This is a genomic window from Saccharothrix lopnurensis, from assembly GCF_042658445.1.
Lineage (GTDB): Bacteria > Actinomycetota > Actinomycetes > Mycobacteriales > Pseudonocardiaceae > Actinosynnema > Actinosynnema lopnurensis.
Window position 1 is genome coordinate 1 of the sequence record NZ_JBHSQO010000005.1, and the last position, 22,811, is coordinate 22,811.

Genomic DNA, 22,811 nt, shown 5'->3' on the forward strand with positions numbered 1-22,811 from the left:
GCACGGCGGGGTAAAGCGTCCCGCCGAGCCTGCCGGCTGCGACCAGCCTATGGCACTCGAACCCATGTCAAATCGGGCCTCGTCGGCCGGTGGCCGTCACCACGTGGTCCCGTGTGTTCCTCGCGAGTCGTACGTTCAGGTCGGGCGTGTCGTACGTTCGGGTCGGGCGAGTCGTACGTTCAGGACTGGTGAGTTGCACGTTCGGGACCGGCTGGTTGTGTGTTCGGGTCGCGAGTCGAACGTTCGTGACCACCGTGTCGAACGTTCGGGACGGGTGAGTTCCGCGTTCGTGGCCCGGTTCAGAACAGGTCGTCGTCTTCCAGGTGTTGGCGGAGGGTGTTGAGGCACCTGCCCCTGGTCGGGCCGATGGAGCCCCTGGTCATGGAGAGGGCTTCGGCTACCGCTCGGTACTCCGCGCGGCCCGCCAGCACGGTGAGGCGGAGGAGTTCCTGGCACTTGCGCGTCATCCTGCCGAACGCTTGCCAGAGGCGGCGGTCGCGGTCGTCGCGGAGGGCTTCCGCTTCCGGTAGCCAGCGGTCGTCCGGCATGTCCAGGGCCGAGTCGGTGGAGAGGGCCGCTCGGCCGTTCTGGTCGCGCCACGCCCGTTGCGCCTCGCGGCGGGTCGCGACGATCAGCCAGCCCGCCACGGCCCGTGGTTCGTGGAGGCGGTCCAGGTGGCGGAGGAGGCTGAGCCAGACCGTCTGCACGACGTCCTCGGCGGTCGAGCGGTCCAGGCCGTTGCCCCTGGCCACGTGCCAGACCAGCGGGGTCAGCTCGGTGACCAGGGCGTTCAGGGCTTCGTGGTCGCCGGCCTGGGCCGCGGTGACGAGGGTGGCTTGGCGGTCGTGGGGGGACGGGGCCTGCGCCATGATCGCCGCTGCTCCCAGCTCGTCGGGGTCGGGGTCGTCCGGGATCGCTTCGGACAGCTCTGCCCGGAGGTGGTCCAACCGGGGGTCCAGCTCGTCCGTCATCTCGTTCCCCTCCCGCGTCCCCGGGCCCGGCGTTCCTGGTTGCCGACCCGGTCGCTGACCCGCGACCTCGCCTCGGACACGTACCTGCGCACCGACTCGCGCCGGCAGCCCAGCACCTCGGCGATCTCGTCGTCGTCGAAATCCCAGAACCGCAGCACCAGGGCGGTGCGCTGGTGGTCCGGCAGGCGCGCCACGGCCGCCAGGGTGCTGGTCAGCTCGTGCCACGCCTCGGGGTCCCGGTGCCGCTGCACCAGGACCCGGTGGGCGCCGCGGACCTCGTCGGTCAGCTCGCTCGGCCTCTCCCACCTGCGCGCCTGGTCGACGAGCAGGTTGCGGATCACCTTCACCAGCCAAGCACGCCTCGACGTGGCCGCGATCGCCGGCCAGTGCCGCCACGCGCTGACGAACGCCTCCTGCACCGCGGACTCGTGGTCCAGGTGCGGCGACACGACCGCCGCGAACCTGAACAGGCGCGTGCGCTCGCGGTGGTAGAAGTCGGTGAAGGTGGCTGCGTGGTCGTCGGGGTCTTCCGCCGTCACGAACCCTCCTCCCTCGTGGTCTGCGCCCGGTAACGGGTAGACGGGCGGGACCCGGGGTTGTGGAGGAAATCCGGTCAGACCCTCCTCTTGGCCGCGGCGCGCGGCAACCTGGCCCGGGGAGACCACCTGTTCGGGTGAGCGGGTGGGTGGTCCGCGGCTCGGGCGGCGTTGTCCGGCAGGTCCTCGATCAGGGCGTCGTGCGGCGGGCGGATCGCGTGTTGCCAGGTCAGGGGCCCAGCGCTGGGGGCGGTCGACGAGTTCGGCGGGGTCGGGGACCTGGTGGGTGTGGACGTCCCTGGTCACGTTCCGCCCCTCCGTACGGGACCGTACGGTAGCGTGCGGAAGGGTGAAGCGGAGGACGCCGGACGACTGGACCGGGGTGGCGCTGCGGGCGTTGGCCGAGGGTGGGGTCGCCGCGGTCGCGGTGGAGCCGCTGGCGGCGCGGCTGGGTGCGACCAAGGGCAGCGCCTACTGGCACTTCCCGAACCGGGAAGCCCTGCTCAGGGCCACCGTGGAGCGCTGGGAGCGGGAGCACACCGAGGCGGTCATCGAGCTGGTGGAGTCGGTGGAGGGGCCCGCGGCGCGGCTGCGGCTGCTGTTCGGCACCGTGCTGGAGGCGGTGGACCACAGTTCGGTCGAGTTGGCGGTGCTCGCGGCCAAGGATCACCCGGTCGTGGCTCCCGTGCTGGCCCGGGTCACCGCCCGGCGGATCGACTACCTGGGGGCGGTGTTCCGGGACCTGGGCTTCACCGGCGACGCGGCGCGCCACCGGGCCGTCCTCGCCTACTCGGTCTACCTGGGCCAGGCGCAGCTGCTGGCGGCCGCGCCGGACGTGGTGGCGGCGCGGCGGGCGCTGCTGGAGGAGACCCTGGCCCTGGTGACGAGCCGTGGGTGAGGCGTTCCGGTTCTCGGTGCGGGTCAAGCCGGGGGCTGGGCGGGAGGTCGTCGGCGGGCGGTGGGGTGAGGGGGCGCTGATCGTGGCGGTCGCCGCGCCGGCCGTGGAGGGCAGGGCGAACGAGGCCGTGCGCAAGGCGCTGGCCAGGGCTTTCGGTGTGCGGGCGCGGGACGTGGCGGTGGTGGCCGGCGAGCGCGGCCGGGACAAGGTCGTGCAGGTCGACCCCGCCCCGGCCGCCGCTCCGGAGGTGCTGGAGCGGTTGCTAGGCGGCTAGCGTCCAGACCGCGTGCGCGATCGCGTCGGCGTTGCGGTCGAGCGCGGTCGCGTTGATGTTGGCCGTGGTGTCGCAGGAGCGGTGGTAGCAGCGGTCGAACGCCTGGCCGGCGGTGCCGCCCCACTTCTGGGCCTGCGCGGAGGTCTTGATGCCCTCGGCGCCGGTGAACGTGCCACCGACCGGGATGCTCGCGCGGGCGAACGCCGCGTGGTCCGACCTGCCGCCCACGCTGGTCAGTTCGGTCGGCACGCCGATACCGCTGAAGTAGCCCTGGATGACCTGCTGGAGCTCCGTCGAGCCCGTCGGCTGGCCGGAGGCGCTGTAGACGAAGTAGCCGGGGTTCGGCGAGCCCGTCATGTCGAAGTTCAGGTACGCCCGGATGCGCGACCGGTCCGTTGTGGACAGCGAGTTGACGTAGTAGGTCGAGCCCACCAGGCCCAGCTCCTCGGCGCCCCACCAGGCGAAGCGCAAGCCCTTGCTCGGCCGGAAGCCCGTGGACCGGACGGCGAGGGCCACCTCCAGCAGGCTCACGGAGCCGGTGCCGTTGTCGTTGATGCCGGGGCCCGCGGTGACGCTGTCGAGGTGCCCGCCGAGCATGATGACGTTGTTCGCGTCGCCGGTGGTCCAGTCGGCGATCAGGTTGTAGCCGACGACGCCGTTGCGGGTGAACGACTGCACCCGCGTGGTGTAGCCGGCGGCGTCCAACTTGGACTTGATCCAGTTGACCGAGGCCAGGTAGCCGGGCCTGCCGTGCGCCCGGTTGCCGCCGTTGGCGGTGGCGATGGACTGGAGCTGGTTGAGGTCGGCCTGGAGGGTGGCGACCGAGATGTCGGGGCCGGCCGGGGCGGCGGTGGCCGAGCCCGAACCGAGCAGCGCGCCGGCGGTGACCAGCACGACGGAGATCGTTCGCAGTTTCACGGTTTCTCCCGCAGGGAAGTGGAGGTTCTCCCACCGTGCCCTGGTCGGCGCGCCGCCGGTAGCGTCGTTCGGCTGGTGCCTGATTAGTCCAGATCGGCGACAACGGGGAGAATGACCGCGACGCGTGACGACAGGAGGTCGAGTGGGTGGTGTGACGGGCTTCCTCGGTGTCGCCGCCGGGGTGCTCCTGCTCTCGGTCGTCGCGGTGCGGCTGTCGATCCGGCTCGGCCTGCCGTCGCTCCTGCTCTACCTCGGCATCGGCGTGCTGCTGGGCGAGGCGGTGCTGGGCATCCAGTTCGAGGACGCGGACCTCACCCGGTCGCTGGGCACGGTCGCGCTCGTGCTGATCCTCACCGAGGGCGGTCTGACCACGCGGTGGCGCGACGTGCGGCCCGCGCTGGGGCTGGGCGTGGCACTGTCCACAGTGTCCGTCGGGGTCAGCATCGCGGTCACCGCGTTCGGGCTGCACCTGCTGCTGGACATGGACTGGCGCACGGCGCTGCTGTGGGGCGCGGTGCTGTCGTCCACGGACGCGGCGGCGGTGTTCAGCGTGCTGCGCGGGGTGGGCGTGGGCAAGCGGCTGATCGGACCGCTGGAGCTGGAGTCCGGCATCAACGACGCGCCGGTGTACATCGCCGTCGTGCTGCTGGCGGCGCCGGACCCGATCACCTGGACCGCGCCGCTGCTGATGGGCTACGAGCTGGTCGCGGGCACGCTGATCGGGCTCGCGCTGGGGTGGCTGGGAGGCGTGGGGCTGCGCCGGGCGGCGCTGCCCGCGACCGGCCTGTACCCGCTGGCCACGGTGGCGGTGTGCGTGCTGGCTTACACGGCGGGGGACCTGGCGCACGCGTCCGGGTTCCTCGCGGTCTACATCTCGGCGCTGGTGCTGGGCAACGCGCGGCTGCCGCACCGGTCGGACACGCTGTCGTTCGCCGAGGGGCTGGGGTGGCTGTCCCAGATCGGGCTGTTCGTGCTGCTCGGGCTGTACGCCTCGCCCGGTCGGCTGCTCGACGCGGTGGTGCCGGCGCTGGTGGCGGGCGGGGTGCTGGTGCTGGTGGCGCGACCGCTGTCGGTGCTGTGCGCGGCGCTGCCGTTCCGGGTGCCGTGGCGGGAGCAGGTGTTCATCTCGTGGTCGGGGCTGCGGGGCGCGGTGCCGATCGTGTTCGCGCTGATCCCGTTGATCCAGGGGGTGCCGGGGGCGCAGCGGCTGGTGGACGCCGTGTTCGTGCTGGTCGTCGTGCTGACGGTGGTGCAGGGGACGACGCTGCCGTGGCTGGCGAAGTGGCTGAAGCTGGTCCGGTCGGGTGAGGCGCTGGAGGTGCAGGTCGACTCGTCGGCGCTGGACGAGCTGGGCGCGGAGCTGCTCCAGGTGCGCATCCAGCGGGGGTCCCAGCTGCACGGCGTGTACCTGTCCGAGCTGCGGTTGCCGCCGGGGTCCTCGGTGAGCCTGGTGGTGCGGGGCGACAAGGGGTTCACGCCCCAGCCGACCACGCGGTTGCAGGAGCACGACCAGCTGCTGGTGGTGTGCACGGACGTCGTGCGCACGGCCACGGAGCAGCGGATCCGGGCGGTGGACCGGGCCGGTCGCTTCGCCCGCTGGAAGGGCGACGCGGGCCTGCCCTGACCCCGCGAGTCGTACGTTCCCGCCCGTCGTGTCGTACGTCCAGGACCCCCGAATTCAGCGTTCGCGTCACCCTGCGGGGTGCCTGAACGTGTAACTCGGGGGTCCTGAACGTACGACTCGCGGGGTCTGGGCGTACGACTCGCGGTCTCAGGGGGTGGGATGGGTGGTGGGGTGGTGGGGGTGGGGTTAGGGTGGTGGGGAAGGTCATGAGTGCCAGTGACAAGCCCGGGCTTGCTGGCCGGCAACCCTCCAACCGCGGTGGGGTGCCCCCGGTGAGGACCTGGTCGTGCGCGTCGGGCGTGCGGCAAGCGCGGGCCTCCGGTGGAGTCCCGGACTCCCGGAGGGTCTCGTGGCCGTTGCGGTTTCCCCTGTCGTCGGTGCCGGTCTGCCCCGGACGGTGGGCGCCTCGCTGAGGGTGCCGGTGCTGACCGGCGAGCGGGTCGAGTACGCGAACCTGGACCACGCGGCCGGCGCGCCCTGCCTGGAGCAGGTGCGGGACGCCGTCGACGAGCTGCTGCCCTGGTGCGCGAGCGTGCACCGGGGCGCCGGGTTCGCCTCACAGGTGTCGACGCGGGTTTACGAGCAGGCGCGGGAGGCGGTGCGCCGGTTCCTGGGCGCGCGCGACAGCGACTCGGTCGTGTTCACCCGCAACACCACCGACGCGCTGAACCTGCTGGCCAGGGCCCTGCCGCGGCGGACGGCGGTGGTGCTGTTCGACACCGAGCACCACGCGGCGCTGCTGCCGTGGCGCGGGCCGCACGTGCGGCGGCTGCGGACGCCCGGCGACCCGGCCGCGGCGGTGCTGGAGCTGGACCGGGCGCTGCGCGAGGCGCCGGTCGGGCCGCGGCTGGTGGTGGTGACCGGCGCGTCGAACGTCACCGGCGAGGTGTGGCCGGTGGCCGAGGTGGTGCGGGTGGCGCGCCGCCGCGGTGCGCGCGTCGTCCTGGACGCCGCCCAGCTCGCGCCACACCGGCCCATCGACCTGCGGGCCCTGGACGTCGACTACGCCGTGGTGTCCGGGCACAAGCTGTACGCCCCGTTCGGCGCGGGCGCGCTGGTCGGCCGGTCGGACTGGCTCCGGGCCGCCGAGCCCTACCTGGTGGGCGGCGGGGCCACGGCCCGCGTCACCGACCGCGGCGGCCGGTTGGGCGTGTCCTGGTCGAACGGGCCCGAGCGGCACGAGGCGGGCACCCCCAACGTGGTGGGCGCGCACGCCCTGGCCACCGCCTGCGACGTGCTGGCGCGGCACTGGGCGCAGACGCTGGAGCACGAGCGGGTGCTGCTGGCGCGGCTGCGGGACGGCCTGCGGTCGGTGCCCGGCGTGGCGGAGCTGTCGCTGTTCGGGGCCGGGCACGACCGGGTGGGCGTGGTCGGCTTCACGGTGGGCGCGCAGGACGTCGGCTACCTGGCGGCGGCGCTGTCCGCCGAGCACGGCATCGGCGTGCGCGACGGCGCGTTCTGCGCCCACGTGGCCGTCCAGCGGCTGGCCGGCGGCCCCGCGCTGCGCGCCTCGATCGGGCTGGGCACCACCGAGGAGCACGTGGACCGGTTCGTCGAGGCGCTGCGCCGGCTCGTCACCGAGGGTTCGCGGTTCGAGTACGAACTGAGGGAGGGTCGGTGGGCGCCGGTCGACGACGTGCGCCCGCTCCCGCCGTTCCTGCGCTGACGGGGATGCTGGACAATGGCCGGGTGAGCACTGAGCCCAACACCGAGTCCGACGCCGCGGACCAACCGGAGGCGCCGCTGCCCCAGCGCCGCGTCGCCCTGCTGGCCGTCATCGCGCCGCTCGTGCTGGCGCTCGACCTGGGCACCAAGGTCCTGGCGGTGGAGCGGCTGGAGGGCCGGGAGCCGGTCGAGCTGCTCGGCGGCCTGCTCTACCTGCCGCTGATCCGCAACACCGGCGCGGCGTTCGGCCTGGCCGAGGGCTGGACGGTGATCCTCGCGCTGATCGCGTTCAGCGTGGTCGGCTTCATCCTGTGGATCGCCCGCCGGCTGCGGTCGGTCGGCTGGGCCATCGGCCTGGGGCTCATCCTGGGCGGCGCGATGGGCAACCTGGTCGACCGGGTGTTCCGCGCCCCCGGCCCGCTGCGGGGCGGCGTGGTCGACTTCATCTCGGTGCTCGACCCGTGGGGCAACTTCTTCCCCGTGTTCAACCTGGCCGACTCGGCCATCTGCGTGGGCGGCGGCGTCATCGTGCTGATGGCCCTGCTCCAGCGCGACTACGACGGCACCAAGGTGGAGAAGAAGAAGTGAGCGGCTACCGCAACCTGCCCGTGCCGGACGGCCTGGACGGTATGCGCGTCGACGCGGGCCTGGCCAAGCTGCTGGGCCTGTCGCGCACCGCGGTGGCGGCGCTGACCGAGTCGGGCGACGTGGTGCTGGACGGGCACCCGGCGGGCAAGTCCGACCGGCTGGTCGCCGGCTCGGTGCTGGAGGTCACCCTCCCCGAGCCCGAGCGGCCGGTCCAGGTGCAGGCCGTGCCCGTGGAGGGCCTGGAGGTCCTGCACGAGGACGACGACGTGATCGTGGTCGACAAGCCGGTGGGCGTGGCCGTGCACCCGAGCCCCGGCTGGACCGGGCCCACGGTGGTGGGCGGCCTGGCCGCGGCGGGCATCCGCATCGCCACCTCCGGCGCCGCCGAGCGGCAGGGCGTGGTGCACCGGCTGGACGTCGGCACGACCGGCGTGATGGTGGTCGCCAAGAGCGAGGGCGCCTACTCCTCCCTGAAGCACGCCTTCAAGGAGCGGACCGTCGAGAAGCTGTACCACGCGCTGGTGCAGGGCCACCCGGACCCGATCAAGGGCACCATCGACGCGCCCATCGACCGGCACCCCAAGCACGACTACCGGTTCGCCGTGATGGCCAACGGCAAGCCCAGCATCACCCACTACGAGGTGGCCGAGGCGTTCCGGGCCGCGTCGCTGCTGGACGTGCACCTGGAGACCGGTCGCACGCACCAGATCCGGGTGCACTTCTCGGCCCTGCGCCACCCGTGCGTGGGCGACCTGACCTACGGGGCCGACCCGTCGCTGGCCAAGCGGCTGGGTCTCACCCGGCAGTGGCTGCACGCCCGGATGCTCGGCTTCCACCACCCGGCCGACGGCCGGTGGGTGGAGTTCACCAGCGAGTACCCGGCCGACCTGGCGAACTCCCTGGAGCTGCTCCGCGACGAAGGTCACTGAGTCGGCGTGACCTGAGCCATAACGCCGCCCCGCGGTTGCTTCGTCTTGCGAAGCTTTTACCGGAGAAACCGGGGGACGGACACATGGACAACAAGACCCGCCTGGCCGCCCTGCTGGGCGCGCTGTGCAGCCTGGGACCGCTCTCGATCGACACCTACCTGCCCGCGTTCCCGGACATGGCCCGGGAGTTCGGCACGGGTGGGTCCCAGGTCCAGCTGTCGCTGACGACCTTCATCATCGGCCTGTCGCTGGGCCAGCTGCTGGTCGGACCGCTGTCCGACTCGTGGGGCCGCCGCCGGCCGCTGCTGGTCGGGCTCGGCGGCTACGTGCTCGTGTCGCTGGTCTGCGCGGCGGCGCCGGGCGCGCTCGCGTTCTCCGGCCTGCGGCTGCTCCAGGGCCTCGGCGTGGCGGCCGGGTTCGTGGTCGCCGCGGCGATCGCCCGCGACCGCTTCGAGGGCCTGGCCATGGCCCGGTTCATGTCGCTGATGATGATGGTCAACGGGATGGGCCCGGTGCTCGCCCCGGTGCTGGGCGGCCAGCTGCTGCGGTTCACCAGCTGGCGCGGCACGTTCGTGGTGCTGGCGCTGCTCGGTCTGGTGCTGCTGGTCCTGCTCGCGCTCACGCTGCCGGAGACCCTGCCGCCGGACCGGCGCCGGCCCGCGAACCTCCTGCTGACCCTCCGGGTGTTCGGCGGGCTGCTGGCGGACCGGAAGTTCCTCGGCTACGTGCTCGCCTCGTCCCTGGCGCTGGGGTCGCTGTTCGCCTACGTCGCGGGCGCCTCGTTCGTGCTCCAGGACGTGTTCGGGCTGACCGCGCAGCAGTTCAGCTACGTGTTCGCGGCGAACTCGGTGGCCATCTTCCTGGCCGGCGTGCTCAACACCAGGCTCACCGGCCGGATCATGCCGCGCCCGCTGCTCAAGACCGGCCTGGCGGGCGCCGCGGTCGGCGGGGTGGGGCTGGTCGTCGGCGCCGCGCTGGACGGCGGGCTGGCCACGTTCCTGCCGCCGCTGTTCGTGCTCACGATCGGCGTCGGCCTGCTCATGCCGAACGCCTCGACGCTGGCCATGTCGCGGCACCCGGAGGCGGCGGGCAGCGCCTCGGCCGTGCTGGGCGTGCTCACGTTCCTGGTCGGCGGGCTGATGGCGCCGCTGGTGGGCGCGGGCGGGTCGGCCAGCCTGCTGCCGATGGTGACCGTGATGGGTGCCTCCGCCGTGCTGGCCACCGTCGTGTTCGCGGTGCTGACCAGGGGCGACGTGGGCATCACCCGGGACGGTGAGACGCGGGGCAGAGAGGTGCGGGACGGAGAGGCGCGGGGCGGTGAGGCGTCGGCCGCGGTGCCCGCGCGCTAGTCGTCGATCGTCCAGACCAGCGTGTTGAGGTCGGGCTCGGGGCGCGCGCTCCAGCGGACCGAGAAGACCCCGGTCTCCTCGGGCAGCACGTAGACGGTGTGCCCGCCCGCCGTCTCGCCCGGCTGCACGCCGATCTTGTGCGGCGGCCGCGACGACAGCGACACCGGCGCCTTGGCGATCGTCTCGCCGGTCTTGGTCATCAGCACCAGGTACATGTCCGGCAGCGCGTTGAACGGCACCTTGCCGGTGTTGGCCAGCTCCGTGTGCACGACCACGGCCCGCTCGCCGGGCGCGAGCTTGTAGCCCGCCGCGGTGAACAGGAAGTCGGCCGGGTCGACCACCTCGACCAGCTGGATGGTGAACCGGGCGCCCTCCAGGCCCTCGGTCGCCAGGGCGCTGCCGATCTTGCCGGTGCGGGAGCGCGGCGCGCCCTGCTGGTCGCCCCGCGCCCACCCGGAGGTGCCGGGCACGCCCCAGGTGCTCATCGGCTCCGGGAGCGGGACGGGCCCCGACGGCGGCTGGGCCGGGAACGGCTGGCTGGGCGGGCCCTGGGCGGGGGTGTACGGCGGGTAGGGGCCCGACGGCGTGCCGCGCGCCGAGCCCTGCCGGGGGTACGCGCCGCTGGGCGTGCCGCGGACCTGGGTGGGGCCGGAGGACTGCCCGGGGACCTGCCCGGGGTTGCCGGGACCGGAGTAGCTGCCCCAGGCCACGCTGTTGGCCAGGGCCGCGCGCACGCCGTTCGGGTCGCACTCCACGCCGACCAGCAGGGGCAGCCCGCTGCCGGACAGGGTGATCAACCGGGTCGCCGCCTCACGGGGGTCCATGCCCAGCTTCGCCGCCAGCTCGTGGACCGCCGCCCGGCCCGATTCGGCGAGCAGCGCGAGCAGACGTGCGTCGACTGGGTCCGGCGTTACCACACCTCCGAACGCTACCCGCCTGCCACGACCCCCGCGCCATCGGCCTGTCGAGTGGTGGGCGCGGACACGGTCGGACTAGTGTGCGACGGGCGGTGGCGCGGCGGGTTCCGCCACCCGGGTTCCCGCAGGTCCGCAAGGGGGTTCTGGCGTGGCTGACTCGTTCGTGCACCTGCACGTGCACACCGAGTACTCGATGCTCGACGGCGCGGCGAAGCTGAAGGACATGTTCGCCGAGTGCGAGCGGATGGGGATGCCCGCCGCCGCGATCACCGACCACGGCAACATGTACGGCGCCTACGACTTCTTCCGGCAGGCGACCGCCGCCGGGGTCAAGCCGGTCATCGGCATCGAGGCGTACATGGCCCCGGACTCCCGCTTCAACAAGCAGCGCGTGCTGTGGGGCGACCCCGGCCAGAAGTCCGACGACGTCTCCGCCAGCGGCGCGTACACCCACCAGACCATCTGGGCCCGCACCAGCGAGGGCCTGCACAACCTGATGAAGGTCTCCAGCCTGGCCTCCACCGAGGGCCAGCTGGGCAAGTGGCCGCGGATGGACGCCGAGCTGATCGCCGAGCACTCGGCGGGCCTGATGGCGACCACCGGCTGCCCGTCCGGCGAGGTGCAGACGCGGCTGCGGCTCGGCCACGAGCGGGAGGCCCTGGAGGCCGCCGCCAAGTGGCGCGACATCTACGGCGCGGACAACTTCTTCGTCGAGCTGATGGACCACGGCATCGACATCGAGCGCCGGGTCCGCGACGGCCTGCTGGACGTGGCGAGGAAGCTCGCCATCCCGTTCGTGGTCACCAACGACTCGCACTACACCTACGCCGAGGACCGCGAGGCGCACGAGGCGCTGCTCTGCGTGCAGACCGGCAAGACGCTCCAGGACCCGAACCGGTTCAAGTTCGACGGCACGGGCTACTACCTGAAGTCGCCCGAGGAGATGCGCGCGATCGACCCCTCCGACGCCTGGCAGGAGGGATGCCGCAACACCCTGCTGGTGGCCGAGAAGGTCGACCCGGCCGACATGTTCACCTTCCAGAACCTCATGCCGCGCTACCCGGTCCCGGAGGGCAAGACCGAGGCCGACTACTTCCGCGACGAGGTCTGGGAGGGGATGCGCCGACGCTTCCCCGGCGGTGTGGACGAGGTCCACACCAGGCAGGTGGAGTTCGAGATCGACGTCATCCTCCAGATGGGCTTCCCGTCCTACTTCCTGGTGGTCGCCGACTTCATCAACTGGGCCAAGGCCAACGGCATCCGGGTCGGCCCCGGCCGCGGGTCGGCCGCGGGCGCGCTGATCGCCTACGCGATGGGCATCACCGACCTCGACCCGCTGGCCCACGGCCTGATCTTCGAGCGGTTCCTCAACCCGGACCGCGTCAGCCCGCCCGACATCGACATCGACTTCGACGAGCGCCGGCGCGGCGACGTGATCCGGTACGTCACCGAGAAGTGGGGCGTCGACAAGGTCGCCCAGGTGATCACCTTCGGCACCATCAAGGCGAAGGCGGCGATCAAGGACTCCGCCCGCGTGCTGTACGGGCAGCCGGGCTACGCGGTGGCCGACCGCATCTCCAAGGCCATGCCGCCCGCCGTGATGGGCAAGGACATCCCGCTGTCGGGCGTTTTCGACCCGCAGCACAAGCGGTACGCCGAGGCGTCCGAGGTCCGCGCGCTCTACCAGACGGACCCGCAGGTCAAGGAGATCATCGACACCGGCCGCGGCCTGGAGGGCCTGATCCGCAACGCGGGCGTGCACGCCTGCGCGGTGATCATGTCCGCGGAGCCGCTGATGGACCACATCCCGGTCTGGAAGCGGCCCCAGGACGGCTCGATCATCACGCAGTTCGACTACCCGACCTGCGAGACGCTCGGCCTGCTGAAGATGGACTTCCTGGGCCTGAGCAACCTGACCACGATCGACGACGCGCTGAAGAACATCACGCTCAACGGCAAGGGCGACGTCGACATCACGACCGTCCCGCTGGACGACAAGAGGGCCTACGACCTGCTCGGCCGCGGTGACACCCTGGGCGTGTTCCAGCTCGACGGCGGCGCGCTGCGCGACCTGCTGCGGCTGATGCGCCCGGACAACTTCGAGGACGTCTCCGCCGTCATCGCCCTGTACCGGCCGGGCCCGATGGGCGCGAACTCGCACACGAACTACGCGCTGCGCAAGAACCGGCAGCAGGAGATCGTGCCGATCCACCAGGAGCTCGAAGAACCCCTGTCCGACATCCTGAACACGACCTACGGCCTGATCGTGTACCAGGAGCAGGTCATGGCGATCGCGCGGAAGGTCGCGGGCTACACGCTGGCCCAGGCGGACCTGCTGCGCCGCGCGATGGGCAAGAAGAAGAAGGAGATCCTCGACAAGGAGTTCACCGGCTTCGAGAAGGGGATGCTGGACAACGGCTACTCGCCGGAGGCCATCAAGACGCTGTGGGACATCCTGGTCCCGTTCGCGGACTACGCGTTCAACAAGGCGCACTCCGCCGCGTACGGCCTGATCGCGTACTGGACCGCCTACCTCAAGGCGAACTACCCGGGCGAGTACATGGCCGCCCTGCTCACCACGAACTCGGACAACAAGGACAAGTCGGCGATCTACCTCGCCGAGTGCCGGCGCATGGGCATCACCGTGCTGCCGCCGGACGTCAACGAGTCCGAGCGCGAGTTCGTCGCGGTCGGCGACGACATCCGGTTCGGCCTGGGCGCGATCCGCAACGTCGGCGCGAACGTGGTCGACGCGATCACCAAGGCGCGCCAGGAGAAGGGCCGGTTCACCGACTTCTCGGACTTCCTGCGCAAGGTCGACGCCACGGTCTGCAACAAGAAGGTCGTGGAATCGCTGATCAAGGCGGGCGCCTTCGACTCGCTCGGCCACCCGCGCAAGGGCCTGCACATGGTCCACGTGGAGGCGGTCGACGCGGTCATGCTGACGAAGAAGGAGGAGGCCCGCGGGCAGTTCGACCTGTTCGGGGACGGCGGGGGTGACGACGGCGTCGGCGTGTTCGACGTGCGCATCCCCGACGAGCACTGGGAGTCCAAGCACCAGCTGACCCTGGAGCGGGAGATGCTGGGCCTGTACGTGTCCGGCCACCCGCTGCGGGGCGTGGAGCAGGTGCTGGAGTCCTATTCGGACGCCTCGATCGCGCGCATCCTGGAGGGTGACGTGCCCGACGGCACGCAGGTCACCCTGGGCGGCATCCTCGCCTCGGTCACCCGCCGGGTGAACAAGAACGGCGAGCCGTGGGCCTCGGCGCAGCTGGAGGACCTGGCCGGTGGCATCGAGGTGCTGTTCTTCCCCAAGAGCTACGTGGTGCACGGCATGTCGGTCGCGGAGGACGCGATCGTGCTGGTCAAGGCGCGGGTGGCGAAGCGGGAGGACCGGATCTCGCTGATCGCCAACGACCTGGTCGTGCCGGACCTGTCGGAGCTGGGGTCCCAGGCGCTGAAGCTGAAGGTCTCGGCCTCGCGGTGCGACCCGAAGCTGGTGACCTCGCTCAAGGAGGTCCTGCGGGCCCACCCCGGGACCACCGAGGTGCACCTCAACCTCGTCATCAACAGCAGCCGCAACACGCTGCTGAAGCTGGACGACGCGCTGCGGGTCAGCCCGACTCCTTCCCTGATGGGCGATTTGAAGGCATTGCTGGGTCCCGGCTGCTTGGGCTGATCGGGTGATACCCGTGCTCCGCGGGGACAAGAGGGGGCCTCGGGTCGTTTGAGTTAACAGGGTTAACTCACACGAAGGGGTCCTCGATGGGGGAGAAGTTCAACGGTCTGGACGTGCTGGGCGAGGAGTACTTCGCCGACCCGCACGCCTACCACGCCCGGCTGCGCGAGCAGCGGGCCGCGACCGAGGTGGTGCTGCCCCGCGGCTCCCGGGCCTGGCTCGTCACCCGGTACGAGGAGGCTCGGGCCGCGCTCGCCGACCCGCGCTTCAAGAAGCACTACGAGGGCTTCCCGCGGGTGATGGAGCTGTCCCAGACGCGTCCCGTCGAGGCGGGGGTGTTCGCGGAGTCGCTGACCCGGCACATGCTCAACGTGGACCCGCCGGACCACACGCGGCTGCGCAAGCTCGTCACCAAGGCGTTCACCGCCCGGCGGGTCGAGCAGCTGCGACCGCGCGTCCAGGAGATCACCGACCGGTTGCTCGACGAGGCGGGGGAGGCGGCCGGGCGGGGGCCGCTCGACCTGGTGGACGCGCTGGCGTTCCCGCTGCCGATCACGGTCATCTGCGAGATGCTCGACGTGCCGATGGAGGCGCGCGAGGACTTCCGCGCCTGGTCCAACGTCCTGGTCGGAGGCTCGGAGCCCGCGGACATCGAGGCGGCGGGCAAGGCGATGGCCGGCTACCTGTTCGAACTGGTCGAGCACAAGCGCGCCACCCCGGGCGAGGACTTCTTCTCCGCGCTGGTGCACGCCAGCGAGGACGGCGACCGGCTCGACCAGGGCGAGCTGATCGCCATGGCGTTCCTGCTCCTGGTCGCCGGCCACGAGACGACGGTCAACCTGATCGCCAACGGCGTCTTCCACCTGCTGCGCCACCCGGAGCAGCTGGCGGCGCTGCGCGACGACCGGTCGCTGCTGCCCGGCGCGGTGGAGGAGTTCCTGCGCTACGAGAGCCCGGTCAACCAGGCCACGTTCCGCTACACCACCGAGGACGTCGAGCTCGGCGACGTGGTGATCCCGGCGGACAGCCTGGTGCTGGTGTCGCTGCTGGCCGGCAACCGCGACAGCGCGAAGTTCCCCGACGCCGACCGGTTCGACATCACCCGGCCGACGGGCGGGCACCTGGCGTTCGGGCACGGCCTCCACTTCTGCCTGGGCGCGCCGCTGGCCCGGCTGGAGGGCGAGATCGCGGTCGGGGCGCTGCTGGAGCGGTTCGACGTGACGCCCGCGGAGCGGCTGGACGCGCTGCCGTGGCGGCCGGGGACGCTGATCCGCGGGTTGGTCTCGCTGCCGGTTAACCTCACGCCCCGTGGACCGCGATGAGCTGCTGAAGCTGGACCGGGAGCACGTCTGGCACCCGTACGGGCCGATGCCGGGCGACCGGGAGCCGCTGGTGGTGACCTCGGCCTCGGGCGTCCGGCTCCGCCTCGACGACGGGCGCGAGCTGGTCGACGGCATGTCGTCGTGGTGGGCCGCCATCCACGGCTACGGGCACCCGGTGCTCGACGCGGCCGTGCGCGACCAGCTCGGCCGGATGAGCCACGTGATGTTCGGCGGCCTCACGCACGAGCCCGCGGTGGCCCTGTGCGCGCGGCTGGTCGAGATCACGCCCGAGCCGCTGCGGCACGTGTTCCTGTGCGACTCCGGCTCGGTGTCGGTCGAGGTCGCGGTGAAGATGGCGCTCCAGTTCTGGCGCTCGCGGGGGCGGCCGGCGAAGCGGCGGCTGCTGACCTGGCGCGGCGGCTACCACGGGGACACCTTCCAGCCGATGTCCGTCTGCGACCCGGAGGGCGGGATGCACGCGCTGTGGCGCGGGGTGCTGCCGGAGCAGGTGTTCGCCTCGGCTCCCCCGGCGGAGCTGGAGACCTCCTACGTGCAGGAGCTGGCCGACCTGGTCGAGGCCCACGCGGGGGAGCTGGCCGCGGTCGTGGTGGAGCCCGTGGTCCAGGGCGCGGGCGGGATGCGCTTCCACGACCCGCGCTACCTGCACGTGCTGCGCGAGCTGACGCTGGCCCACGACGTGCTGCTGGTCTTCGACGAGGTCGCCACCGGGTTCGGGCGGACCGGCGAGCTGTTCGCCGCCGACCACGCGGGCGTCAGCCCCGACATCATGTGCGTGGGCAAGGCGCTGACCGGCGGTTACCTGTCGATGGCCGCCACGCTGTGCACGGAGCGCGTGGCGGAGGGGATCTCGCGGGGCGAGGTGCCGGTGCTCGCGCACGGGCCCACGTTCATGGGCAACCCGCTGGCCGCGGCGGTCGCGTCGGCGTCGGTCGACCTGCTGCTGGGCCAGGACTGGCGGGCCGGGGTCGCGCGGATCTCGGCGGGGCTGCGCGGCGGGCTGGCCCCGGCGACCGGGGCGCCGGGGGTGCGGGACGTGCGGGTGCTGGGCGCGATCGGGGTGGTCCAGCTGGACCACCCCGTCGACGTGGCCGCCGCCACGGCCGCCGCGGTGGAGCGCGGGGTCTGGCTGCGGCCGTTCCGGGACCTGATCTACACGATGCCGCCGTTCGTCAGCACCGACGAGGACGTGGCGGCGATCTGCGGGGCGGTGGTGGCGGCCGCGGGGGCGTCAGGTGCGCAGCAGGGTTGAGCCCCAGACGAGCAGCAGCGTCGCGTAGGCCACGCAGATCCAGCCGATCTGCGGCTTGGTCGGCTCCCCCTCGCGACCGGCCAGCTTGGTGACGAACAGCCACCAGAGCAGGGCGACCACGCCGATCGCCAGGGGGGTGGCGATGATCCCGTACGCGCCCGCGAAGACGCCCGCCCAGTAGTCGGTCGGCAGGACGACGGTCTGGGCGCGGCCGACCGGGACGCAGAGCAGGGCCACCGCGGTCCAGCTCCAGGCGGTGGTCCTGAGCCGCTTGACCGTGGCGGGGCGGGCGGTGTCCTCGTTGATCGCCACGACGCCCCAGGCCGCGAACGCGCCGCCGGCGAACAGCCAGCCCGTGACGGTCGAGACGACCGGCACGCGGCCCACCAGGGCGCCGATGGCGGGGATCAGCTCGTACCAGAGGAGGAAGTGGCCGGCGACGGCCAGCGCGATGCCGCCGAGCACCACGCCCGTCCGGGCCAGGCCGGACCGGCGGTTGAACCAGTTCTTCCGGGCCGCCGCCTGGGCCGCCGCCTGCGCCGACGCGGACCGGGCCGTCGGCGCCCGGGCGGCCCCGGCCCGCGTCGCCCTGGTCCGCGTGGTCGAGCCGGTCCCACCCCCGCGCGGGACCGGCTGCTGCCCGCGCTTCCCGCTGCCCACGTCAGGCCCCCGGCGCGAGGGCGTCGGCCAGTTCGGTGTTGGTCGGCTCGACCAGGACCCGGCCGTCCGGCAGGACCAGGACCGGGATGTTCCTGCGGCCGCCCGCGATCTCGACGGCCCGGTCGCGGGCCGCGTCGTCGTGCTCCACGTCCACCTCGGTGAACGGGACTTCGTGCTCCCGCAGCCATGCCTTGGCCCGGCGGCAGTCACCGCACCAGTTCGCACTGTAGAGGACGATCTCACCCATGCCGGTGACTGTAGAACGCGGTGGCCGGCAACGCTCCGTGCAGTCCTAGGGTGAGTCGCCGTGAGCGTCCTCGTCATCACGGGCACAGGCACCGAAGTCGGTAAGACCGTGGTGGTCGCCGGCGTCGCGGCGCTGGCCGCGGCCGACGGCCGGCGCGTGGCCGTGCTCAAGCCCGCCCAGACCGGCATCCCCGACGGCGCGCCCGGCGACCTGGCCGAGGTGGTCCGGCTCGCGGGCCCGGTCACGACCCGGGAGTTGCGGCGCTACCCCGAGCCGCTGGCGCCCGCCACGGCCGCGCGCCGGGCCCGGATGCCGACCGTGAGCCCCCGGGACGTCGCCGCGGCGGCGGTGGAGCTGGCCTCGTCCCACGACCTGGTGCTGGTGGAGGGCGCCGGCGGGCTGCTGGTGCGGTTCGACGACGGCGGGACCACGGTCGCCGACGCCGCCTGGGCGCTGAACGCGCCGGTGCTGGTGGTGGCCCACCCCGGGCTGGGCACGCTGAACACCACGGCGCTGACGGCGGAGGCGCTGGTGCGGCGCGGGCTGGAGTCGGTGGGCGTGGTGGTGGGGCGGTGGCCCGCCGACCCCGACCTGGCGTGCCGCACCAACCTGGTCGACCTGCCCGAGGCGGCCGGCGCGCCGCTGCTCGGCGCGCTGCCGGACGGGGCCGGGCTGCTGGGCCGCGACGAGTTCCTGGAGGTGGCGCGGGAGGGCCTGTCGCCCTGGTTCGGGGGCACCTTCGACCCCGAGAAGTTCGCCGCTCCGCACCCCTGCTGAGGCTCCGCCCGTAGTGATGCACGTCGCTCGGTCCGGGCGGGTCCGGTGCGGCACACTGACCGGCGGACCACCGCCGTCGTTCGTCTGAGGAGATGACGTGACCGCAGCCCCTGAGCAGGTCGATGTGCTGGGCACCGCGCGCGAGCAGGTGCTGGAGCGGGGCGTCGGCCTGTCCGAGGAGCAGGTGCTCCAGATCCTCCGGCTGCCCGACGAGCGGATTCCCGAGCTGCTGGAGCTGGCCCACGCGGTGCGCCTGCGCTGGTGCGGGCCGGAGGTCGAGGTCGAGGGCATCGTGTCGCTCAAGACCGGCGGCTGCCCCGAGGACTGCCACTTCTGCTCGCAGTCCGGCCAGTTCCCCTCGCCGGTCCGGTCGGCCTGGCTCGACATCCCGGGCCTGGTGCGCGCGGCGCGGCAGACCGCGGAGACCGGCGCGACGGAGTTCTGCATCGTGGCGGCGGTGCGCGGCCCCGACAAGCGGCTGCTGTCCCAGGTCCGCGACGGCATCAAGGCCATCCGCGAGGACGGCAACGACATCCAGATCGCGTGCTCGCTGGGGATGCTCACCCAGGAGCAGGTGGACGAGCTGGTGGGGATGGGCGTCCACCGCTACAACCACAACCTGGAGACGGCGCGCTCGCACTTCCCGTCCGTGGTGACCACCCACTCCTGGGAGGAGCGGTGGGACACGCTGCGCATGGTCGGCGAGGCCGGCATGGAGGTCTGCTGCGGCGGGATCATCGGCATGGGCGAGACCCTGGAGCAGCGGGCCGAGTTCGCGGCGCAGCTGGCGTCGCTCGACCCGGACGAGGTGCCGCTGAACTTCCTCATCCCCAACCCCGGGACGCCCTACGAGAACTACCCGGTGGTCGAGGGCCCCGAGGCGCTGCGCACCGTCGGCGCGTTCCGCCTGGCGCTGCCGCGCACCATCCTGCGCTTCGCCGGCGGCCGCGAGCTGACCTTCGGCGACCTGGGCGCGAAGCAGGGGATGCTGGGCGGGATCAACGCGATCATCGTCGGCAACTACCTGACCAACCTGGGCCGGCCCGCGCAGGACGACCTGGACATGCTGGGCGAGCTGGCCATGCCGATCAAGGAACTGAGCAAGACGCTGTGACCTACTGCGGCTACTGCGGCAAGCCGGCGGACGGGACCGACCACACCGCCTGCGCCTCCCGCCTGGGCGTCATCGACCCACCGCGCTTCTGCGCGGAGTGCGCCCGGCGCATGGTGGTGCAGGTGACCCCCGCCGGCTGGACCGCCTCGTGCAGCCGCCACGGCCACCTGACCTCCCCCTAGACCCGCGCGAGTCGTACGCCCAGGACCACCGTGTCGTACGTCCAGGACCCCCGAGTTCAACGTCCAGGACCCCCGAGTTCCACGTTCGGAGCGGTCCGGGGCGCGCGGTAACCTGCCTGCGTCGGATCGGGGTGCGGGAGGTTTGCGGGTGGCTGAGCAACCGGTGGGCGAGCGGGCTGAACCGGTTCGGGTGCCGCCCCCGCCCGCGTACGAGTACTACTACGTGGTGCAGCGGCCCCGGGTCGTGGTGAAGCGCGACCTGCTGCCCGGTTTCTCGGTGCTGTCCGCGATCTCCCTGGTCGGCCTGCCGGTCGGGTGGCTGTGGGCCCTGCTCGCGCCGCCGCAGAACGTGGTGGTCCAGGCGGACGCCTCGCTGGTCCCGGTGACCGGCGAGAGCTACCACCGGCTCGACGGGCTGATGCTGTTCGTGCTGATGGGGCTCGGCGTGGGCCTGCTGACCGGGATCGCCGTGTGGATGCTGCGGGAGCGGCGGGGACCCGTCGTGATGGTGGCGGCGACCCTGGGTTCGGTGGTCGCCGCCTACCTGGCGCAGCGGACCGGGCTCGGCACGGCGGGCAGCCGGTACGCCCTGGACGCCGCGCCCGCGGTGGGTGACCTGATCGCCCTGGCCCCGGTGCTGGAGACGTCGTGGGGCTTGCTGGCGTGGCCCCTGGGCACGGCGCTGGCGTACGGCTGCCTGGCCGCGTGGAACGGGTTGGACGACCTGGGGCGTCGGCTCGGCTAGAGCACGTAGGCCGTGTCGGGCACGTCGGTGACGAACATGTGGCCCGGGGCGTGGGTGATGGCGAACGGCGGTCTCGACGCCACCACCGCCGCCTGCGGGGGTCACGCCGCAGGCCCAGAACACCGGCACGTCGCCGGGCCGGGGGTCGGCGGCGTCGCCGAAGTCCGGCCGGTCCAGGTCGCGGATGCCGAGGGCGGCCGGGTCGCCGACGTGGACCGGGGCGCCGTGGACCGCCGGCATCCGGGCGGTGACTTTGGTGGCGACGGTGACCAGGTCCTCGGGGACGTAGCGCATCGACACCACCACCGGCCCGTGCAGGCGGCCCGCCGGGCGGCACTGGACGTCGGTGACGTACATGGGCACGTTGCGGCCCTGCTCCACGTGGCGGAGGGGGACGCCCGCCCGCTCCAGCGCCGACTCGAAGCTGAAGCTGCACCCGATGAGGAAGGCCACCAGGTCCTCGCGCCAGTGGGCGGTGGCGTCGGTGGGTTCGGCGACGAGTTCGCCGTGCTCCCAGACGCGGTAGCGCGGGACGTCGCGCCGGAGGTCGGCGCCGGGCGCGAGGGGCGTGGTCGTGCCGCCCGCGTCGGTGACGTCCAGGACCGGGCACGGCTTGGGGTTGCGCTGGGTGAACAGCAGCACCTCGTAGGCCCGGTCGCGGGGGACGGCGATCAGGTTCGCCTGCGCGTAGCCGTCGGCGAGGCCGGCGGTCGGACCGGTGTGCGCCGCGCGCACGTCGGCCGGCGTGCTCGGGGTCATCGGAGCTCGACGCCCTTCGTCTCGGGGAGGCCCAGCAGGGCCAGGACGGCGATGCCGTAGGCGATCGCGCCGAAGATCATCGCGCCACCGACGCCCATGCCGGCCGCGAGGAAGCCGACGGCCGTGGGGAACAGCGCGCCCCCCGCCCGGCCGAAGTTGTAGGTGAAGCCCTGGCCGGTGCCGCGCAGGTCGGTCGGGTAGAGCTCGGCGAGGAACGAGCCGAAGCCGCTGAAGATGGCCGAGGTGGCGAAGCCCAGCGGGAAGGTGACCAGGAGCAGGAGGCCGTTGGCGCCGTCGGGGATCTGGGTGAACAGCACGATCAGCACGGCGCTCAGGGCGGCGAAGAGGGTGAAGGTGCGCTTGCGGCCGAGCCGGTCGGTCAGGTAGCCGCCGGTGACGTAGCCGGCGAACGCGCCGCTGATCAGCAGCGCCAGGTACCCGCCGGTGTTGACGACGCTGAGGTCCCGCTCGGTCCTGAGGTAGGTCGGGACCCAGCCGGCCAGGGTGTAGTAGCCGCCCTGGACGCCGGTGGCGAGGACGGAGGCGAAGAAGGTGGTGTGCCCCAGCGGACCGCGGAAGATCGCCTTGAAGCTGCCCTTGCGGCTGCTGGCCGCGCGCTTCTCCTCGACGGCCGGCGCGTCCTCGACGTTGCGGCGGACGTAGAAGATCAGCACGGCGGGGATGGCGCCGGTCCAGAACAGCACCCGCCAGGCCGTGTCCGGTGGCAGGAAGCTGAAGACGACCGTGTAGACGACGACGCTCAGGCCCCAGCCGACCGCCCACGAACTCTGGATGAACGCGACCGTGCGGCCCCGGTACTGGGGTTTGCAGTACTCGGCGACCAGGATCGCGCCCGCCGCCCACTCGCCGCCGAAGCCCAGGCCCTGGAGGGCGCGGAACACCATCAGCATCTCGTAGCTGGTGGCGAAGCCGCAGGCCACGGTGAACACGGCGTAGGTGATGACGGTGATCATGAGGGTCCGGACCCGGCCGATGCGGTCGGCCAGGACGCCCGCGATCGCCCCGCCGAGCGCCGAGACGACCAGGGTGACGGTGTTGAGCAGGCCCGCCTGGGCCTGGCTGATGCCGAAGTAGGCGGTGATGGCGAACAGGCTCAGGGGCAGGACCTGGAAGTCGTAGGCGTCGAGGCCGAAGCCGCCGAACGCGCCCGCGAACGCGCGCTTGCCCTTGGCGCCCAGGCTGTGGAACCAGGCGAAGGGGCTGGTGGTGGGTGTGGTCCGGGTACTCATGGCGTCACCTCGCGACGGTCGGTCGTGCCGTGGAGCACACGGTAGGGGATTGTTGAACAATCCGACTAGAGGGCAATCGAACGAGTCAACGAAGGGATGCTGAAGTCACCCGTGCGGCGCAGTGGGTGACGCCGGGG

At 72.5% G+C, this 22,811-nt stretch carries 21 protein-coding genes, 1 pseudogene and 1 riboswitch; of the genes and pseudogenes, 14 read left to right on the forward strand and 8 right to left on the reverse strand.

The window, feature by feature from the left end:
- Positions 1–299: 299 nt before the first annotated feature.
- Both ACFP3R_RS06650 and ACFP3R_RS06655 read right to left on the reverse strand, forming a co-directional pair.
- Entirely contained in the window at positions 300–869 is a 570-nt protein-coding gene (locus ACFP3R_RS06650) for an RNA polymerase sigma factor (protein ID WP_380634227.1), read from the reverse strand.
- 98 nt (positions 870–967) lie between these two features.
- A complete protein-coding gene (locus tag ACFP3R_RS06655; RefSeq protein ID WP_380633837.1) occupies positions 968–1,510 on the reverse strand; it encodes an RNA polymerase sigma factor in 543 nt (180 codons plus the stop codon).
- A 346-nt stretch (positions 1,511–1,856) separates the two neighbouring features.
- Between ACFP3R_RS06655 and ACFP3R_RS06660 the strand changes: the two genes are divergently transcribed.
- Both ACFP3R_RS06660 and ACFP3R_RS06665 read left to right on the forward strand, forming a co-directional pair.
- Positions 1,857–2,405, forward strand: a complete 549-nt coding sequence (locus ACFP3R_RS06660) for a TetR/AcrR family transcriptional regulator (RefSeq protein WP_380633838.1) — start codon at positions 1,857–1,859, stop codon at positions 2,403–2,405.
- Positions 2,398–2,679, forward strand: coding sequence for a DUF167 domain-containing protein (locus ACFP3R_RS06665; RefSeq protein ID WP_380633840.1), 282 nt, complete (start codon positions 2,398–2,400; stop codon positions 2,677–2,679). Before ACFP3R_RS06660 ends, ACFP3R_RS06665 begins: the two co-directional genes overlap by 8 nt.
- On the opposite strand, the gene ACFP3R_RS06670 is transcribed toward ACFP3R_RS06665, so the two are convergent.
- Complete coding sequence (locus tag ACFP3R_RS06670; RefSeq protein WP_380633842.1) at positions 2,668–3,597, reverse strand: M28 family metallopeptidase; 930 nt, start codon at positions 3,595–3,597, stop codon at positions 2,668–2,670. The genes ACFP3R_RS06665 and ACFP3R_RS06670 overlap by 12 nt on opposite strands.
- A gap of 151 nt (positions 3,598–3,748) precedes the next feature.
- Between ACFP3R_RS06670 and ACFP3R_RS06675 the strand changes: the two genes are divergently transcribed.
- The 5 genes from ACFP3R_RS06675 (at position 3,749) to ACFP3R_RS06695 (ending at position 9,752) form a co-directional block, all read left to right on the forward strand.
- Positions 3,749–5,221 carry a potassium/proton antiporter gene (locus ACFP3R_RS06675; RefSeq protein ID WP_380634229.1) on the forward strand — a complete coding sequence of 491 codons (1,473 nt, stop codon included), beginning with the start codon at positions 3,749–3,751 and terminating at the stop codon, positions 5,219–5,221.
- A gap of 202 nt (positions 5,222–5,423) precedes the next feature.
- Positions 5,424–5,538, forward strand: a riboswitch (SAM riboswitch).
- 32 nt (positions 5,539–5,570) lie between these two features.
- Positions 5,571–6,887 (forward strand): aminotransferase class V-fold PLP-dependent enzyme, encoded by a 1,317-nt coding sequence (locus ACFP3R_RS06680; RefSeq protein WP_380633843.1) that lies wholly within the window; start codon positions 5,571–5,573, stop codon positions 6,885–6,887.
- 23 nt (positions 6,888–6,910) lie between these two features.
- A complete protein-coding gene (lspA, locus tag ACFP3R_RS06685) occupies positions 6,911–7,474 on the forward strand; it encodes a signal peptidase II (RefSeq protein ID WP_380633844.1) in 564 nt (187 codons plus the stop codon).
- A 41-nt stretch (positions 7,475–7,515) separates the two neighbouring features.
- Positions 7,516–8,403, forward strand: coding sequence for an RluA family pseudouridine synthase (locus ACFP3R_RS06690; protein ID WP_380634231.1), 888 nt, complete (start codon positions 7,516–7,518; stop codon positions 8,401–8,403).
- 83 nt (positions 8,404–8,486) lie between these two features.
- Positions 8,487–9,752 carry a multidrug effflux MFS transporter gene (locus ACFP3R_RS06695; protein WP_380633845.1) on the forward strand — a complete coding sequence of 422 codons (1,266 nt, stop codon included), beginning with the start codon at positions 8,487–8,489 and terminating at the stop codon, positions 9,750–9,752.
- Here ACFP3R_RS06695 and ACFP3R_RS06700 read toward each other — a convergent pair.
- Positions 9,749–10,669: an AsnC family protein gene (locus tag ACFP3R_RS06700; RefSeq protein ID WP_380633847.1), complete on the reverse strand. Its 921-nt coding sequence runs from the start codon at positions 10,667–10,669 to the stop codon at positions 9,749–9,751. The two genes, ACFP3R_RS06695 and ACFP3R_RS06700, sit on opposite strands and share 4 nt — an antisense overlap.
- A 148-nt stretch (positions 10,670–10,817) precedes the next feature.
- Between ACFP3R_RS06700 and dnaE the strand changes: the two genes are divergently transcribed.
- The 3 genes from dnaE (at position 10,818) to ACFP3R_RS06715 (ending at position 16,940) form a co-directional block, all read left to right on the forward strand.
- The gene (dnaE, locus tag ACFP3R_RS06705; protein ID WP_380633849.1) at positions 10,818–14,348 is read left to right on the forward strand and encodes a DNA polymerase III subunit alpha; all 3,531 of its coding nucleotides are present in this window, start codon (positions 10,818–10,820) and stop codon (positions 14,346–14,348) included.
- An 86-nt stretch (positions 14,349–14,434) separates the two neighbouring features.
- The gene (locus tag ACFP3R_RS06710; protein WP_380633851.1) at positions 14,435–15,670 is read left to right on the forward strand and encodes a cytochrome P450 family protein; all 1,236 of its coding nucleotides are present in this window, start codon (positions 14,435–14,437) and stop codon (positions 15,668–15,670) included.
- Positions 15,657–16,940, forward strand: coding sequence for an adenosylmethionine--8-amino-7-oxononanoate transaminase (locus tag ACFP3R_RS06715; protein WP_380633853.1), 1,284 nt, complete (start codon positions 15,657–15,659; stop codon positions 16,938–16,940). The genes ACFP3R_RS06710 and ACFP3R_RS06715 overlap by 14 nt, the downstream gene beginning before the upstream one ends.
- Here the strand turns inward: ACFP3R_RS06715 and ACFP3R_RS06720 are convergent.
- Complete coding sequence (locus ACFP3R_RS06720) at positions 16,920–17,600, reverse strand: hypothetical protein (RefSeq protein WP_380633854.1); 681 nt, start codon at positions 17,598–17,600, stop codon at positions 16,920–16,922. The genes ACFP3R_RS06715 and ACFP3R_RS06720 overlap by 21 nt on opposite strands.
- Before the next feature lies 1 nt (position 17,601).
- On the reverse strand, positions 17,602–17,847 hold the full coding sequence (locus ACFP3R_RS06725) for a glutaredoxin family protein (protein ID WP_380633856.1): 246 nt from the start codon (positions 17,845–17,847) through the stop codon (positions 17,602–17,604).
- Between the two features lie 60 nt (positions 17,848–17,907).
- Between ACFP3R_RS06725 and bioD the strand changes: the two genes are divergently transcribed.
- The 4 genes from bioD (at position 17,908) to ACFP3R_RS06745 (ending at position 20,665) form a co-directional block, all read left to right on the forward strand.
- Entirely contained in the window at positions 17,908–18,624 is a 717-nt protein-coding gene (gene bioD, locus ACFP3R_RS06730; protein ID WP_380633858.1) for a dethiobiotin synthase, read from the forward strand.
- A gap of 97 nt (positions 18,625–18,721) precedes the next feature.
- Positions 18,722–19,738, forward strand: a complete 1,017-nt coding sequence (bioB, locus tag ACFP3R_RS06735; RefSeq protein ID WP_380633859.1) for a biotin synthase BioB — start codon at positions 18,722–18,724, stop codon at positions 19,736–19,738.
- Positions 19,735–19,920, forward strand: a complete 186-nt coding sequence (gene bsaP, locus ACFP3R_RS06740) for a biotin synthase auxiliary protein BsaP (RefSeq protein WP_380633860.1) — start codon at positions 19,735–19,737, stop codon at positions 19,918–19,920. The genes bioB and bsaP overlap by 4 nt, the downstream gene beginning before the upstream one ends.
- 148 nt (positions 19,921–20,068) lie before the next feature.
- Positions 20,069–20,665, forward strand: coding sequence for a DUF2567 domain-containing protein (locus ACFP3R_RS06745; protein WP_380633862.1), 597 nt, complete (start codon positions 20,069–20,071; stop codon positions 20,663–20,665).
- Here ACFP3R_RS06745 and ACFP3R_RS06750 read toward each other — a convergent pair.
- Together ACFP3R_RS06750 and ACFP3R_RS06755 are read right to left on the reverse strand one after the other, a co-directional pair.
- Positions 20,662–21,424 (reverse strand): annotated as a pseudogene (locus tag ACFP3R_RS06750) (putative hydro-lyase). The gene ACFP3R_RS06745 and the pseudogene ACFP3R_RS06750 sit on opposite strands and share 4 nt — an antisense overlap.
- On the reverse strand, positions 21,421–22,674 hold the full coding sequence (locus ACFP3R_RS06755) for an MFS transporter (protein WP_380633864.1): 1,254 nt from the start codon (positions 22,672–22,674) through the stop codon (positions 21,421–21,423). Before ACFP3R_RS06755 ends, ACFP3R_RS06750 begins: the two are co-directional and overlap by 4 nt.
- Positions 22,675–22,811 lie beyond the last annotated feature (137 nt).

What these genes read in the sequence shown, in the direction of transcription:
- ACFP3R_RS06650 (WP_380634227.1), bottom strand. Translation starts at nt 869, where the DNA reads ATGGCGCAGGCCCCGTCCCCCCACGACCGCCAAGCCACCCTCGTCACC.
- ACFP3R_RS06690 (WP_380634231.1), top strand. Translation starts at nt 7,516, where the DNA reads ATGCGCGTCGACGCGGGCCTGGCCAAGCTGCTGGGCCTGTCGCGCACC.
- ACFP3R_RS06695 (WP_380633845.1), top strand. Translation starts at nt 8,487, where the DNA reads ATGGACAACAAGACCCGCCTGGCCGCCCTGCTGGGCGCGCTGTGCAGC.
- ACFP3R_RS06710 (WP_380633851.1), top strand. Translation starts at nt 14,435, where the DNA reads ATGGGGGAGAAGTTCAACGGTCTGGACGTGCTGGGCGAGGAGTACTTC.
- ACFP3R_RS06725 (WP_380633856.1), bottom strand. Translation starts at nt 17,847, where the DNA reads ATGGGTGAGATCGTCCTCTACAGTGCGAACTGGTGCGGTGACTGCCGC.
- ACFP3R_RS06755 (WP_380633864.1), bottom strand. Translation starts at nt 22,674, where the DNA reads ATGAGTACCCGGACCACACCCACCACCAGCCCCTTCGCCTGGTTCCAC.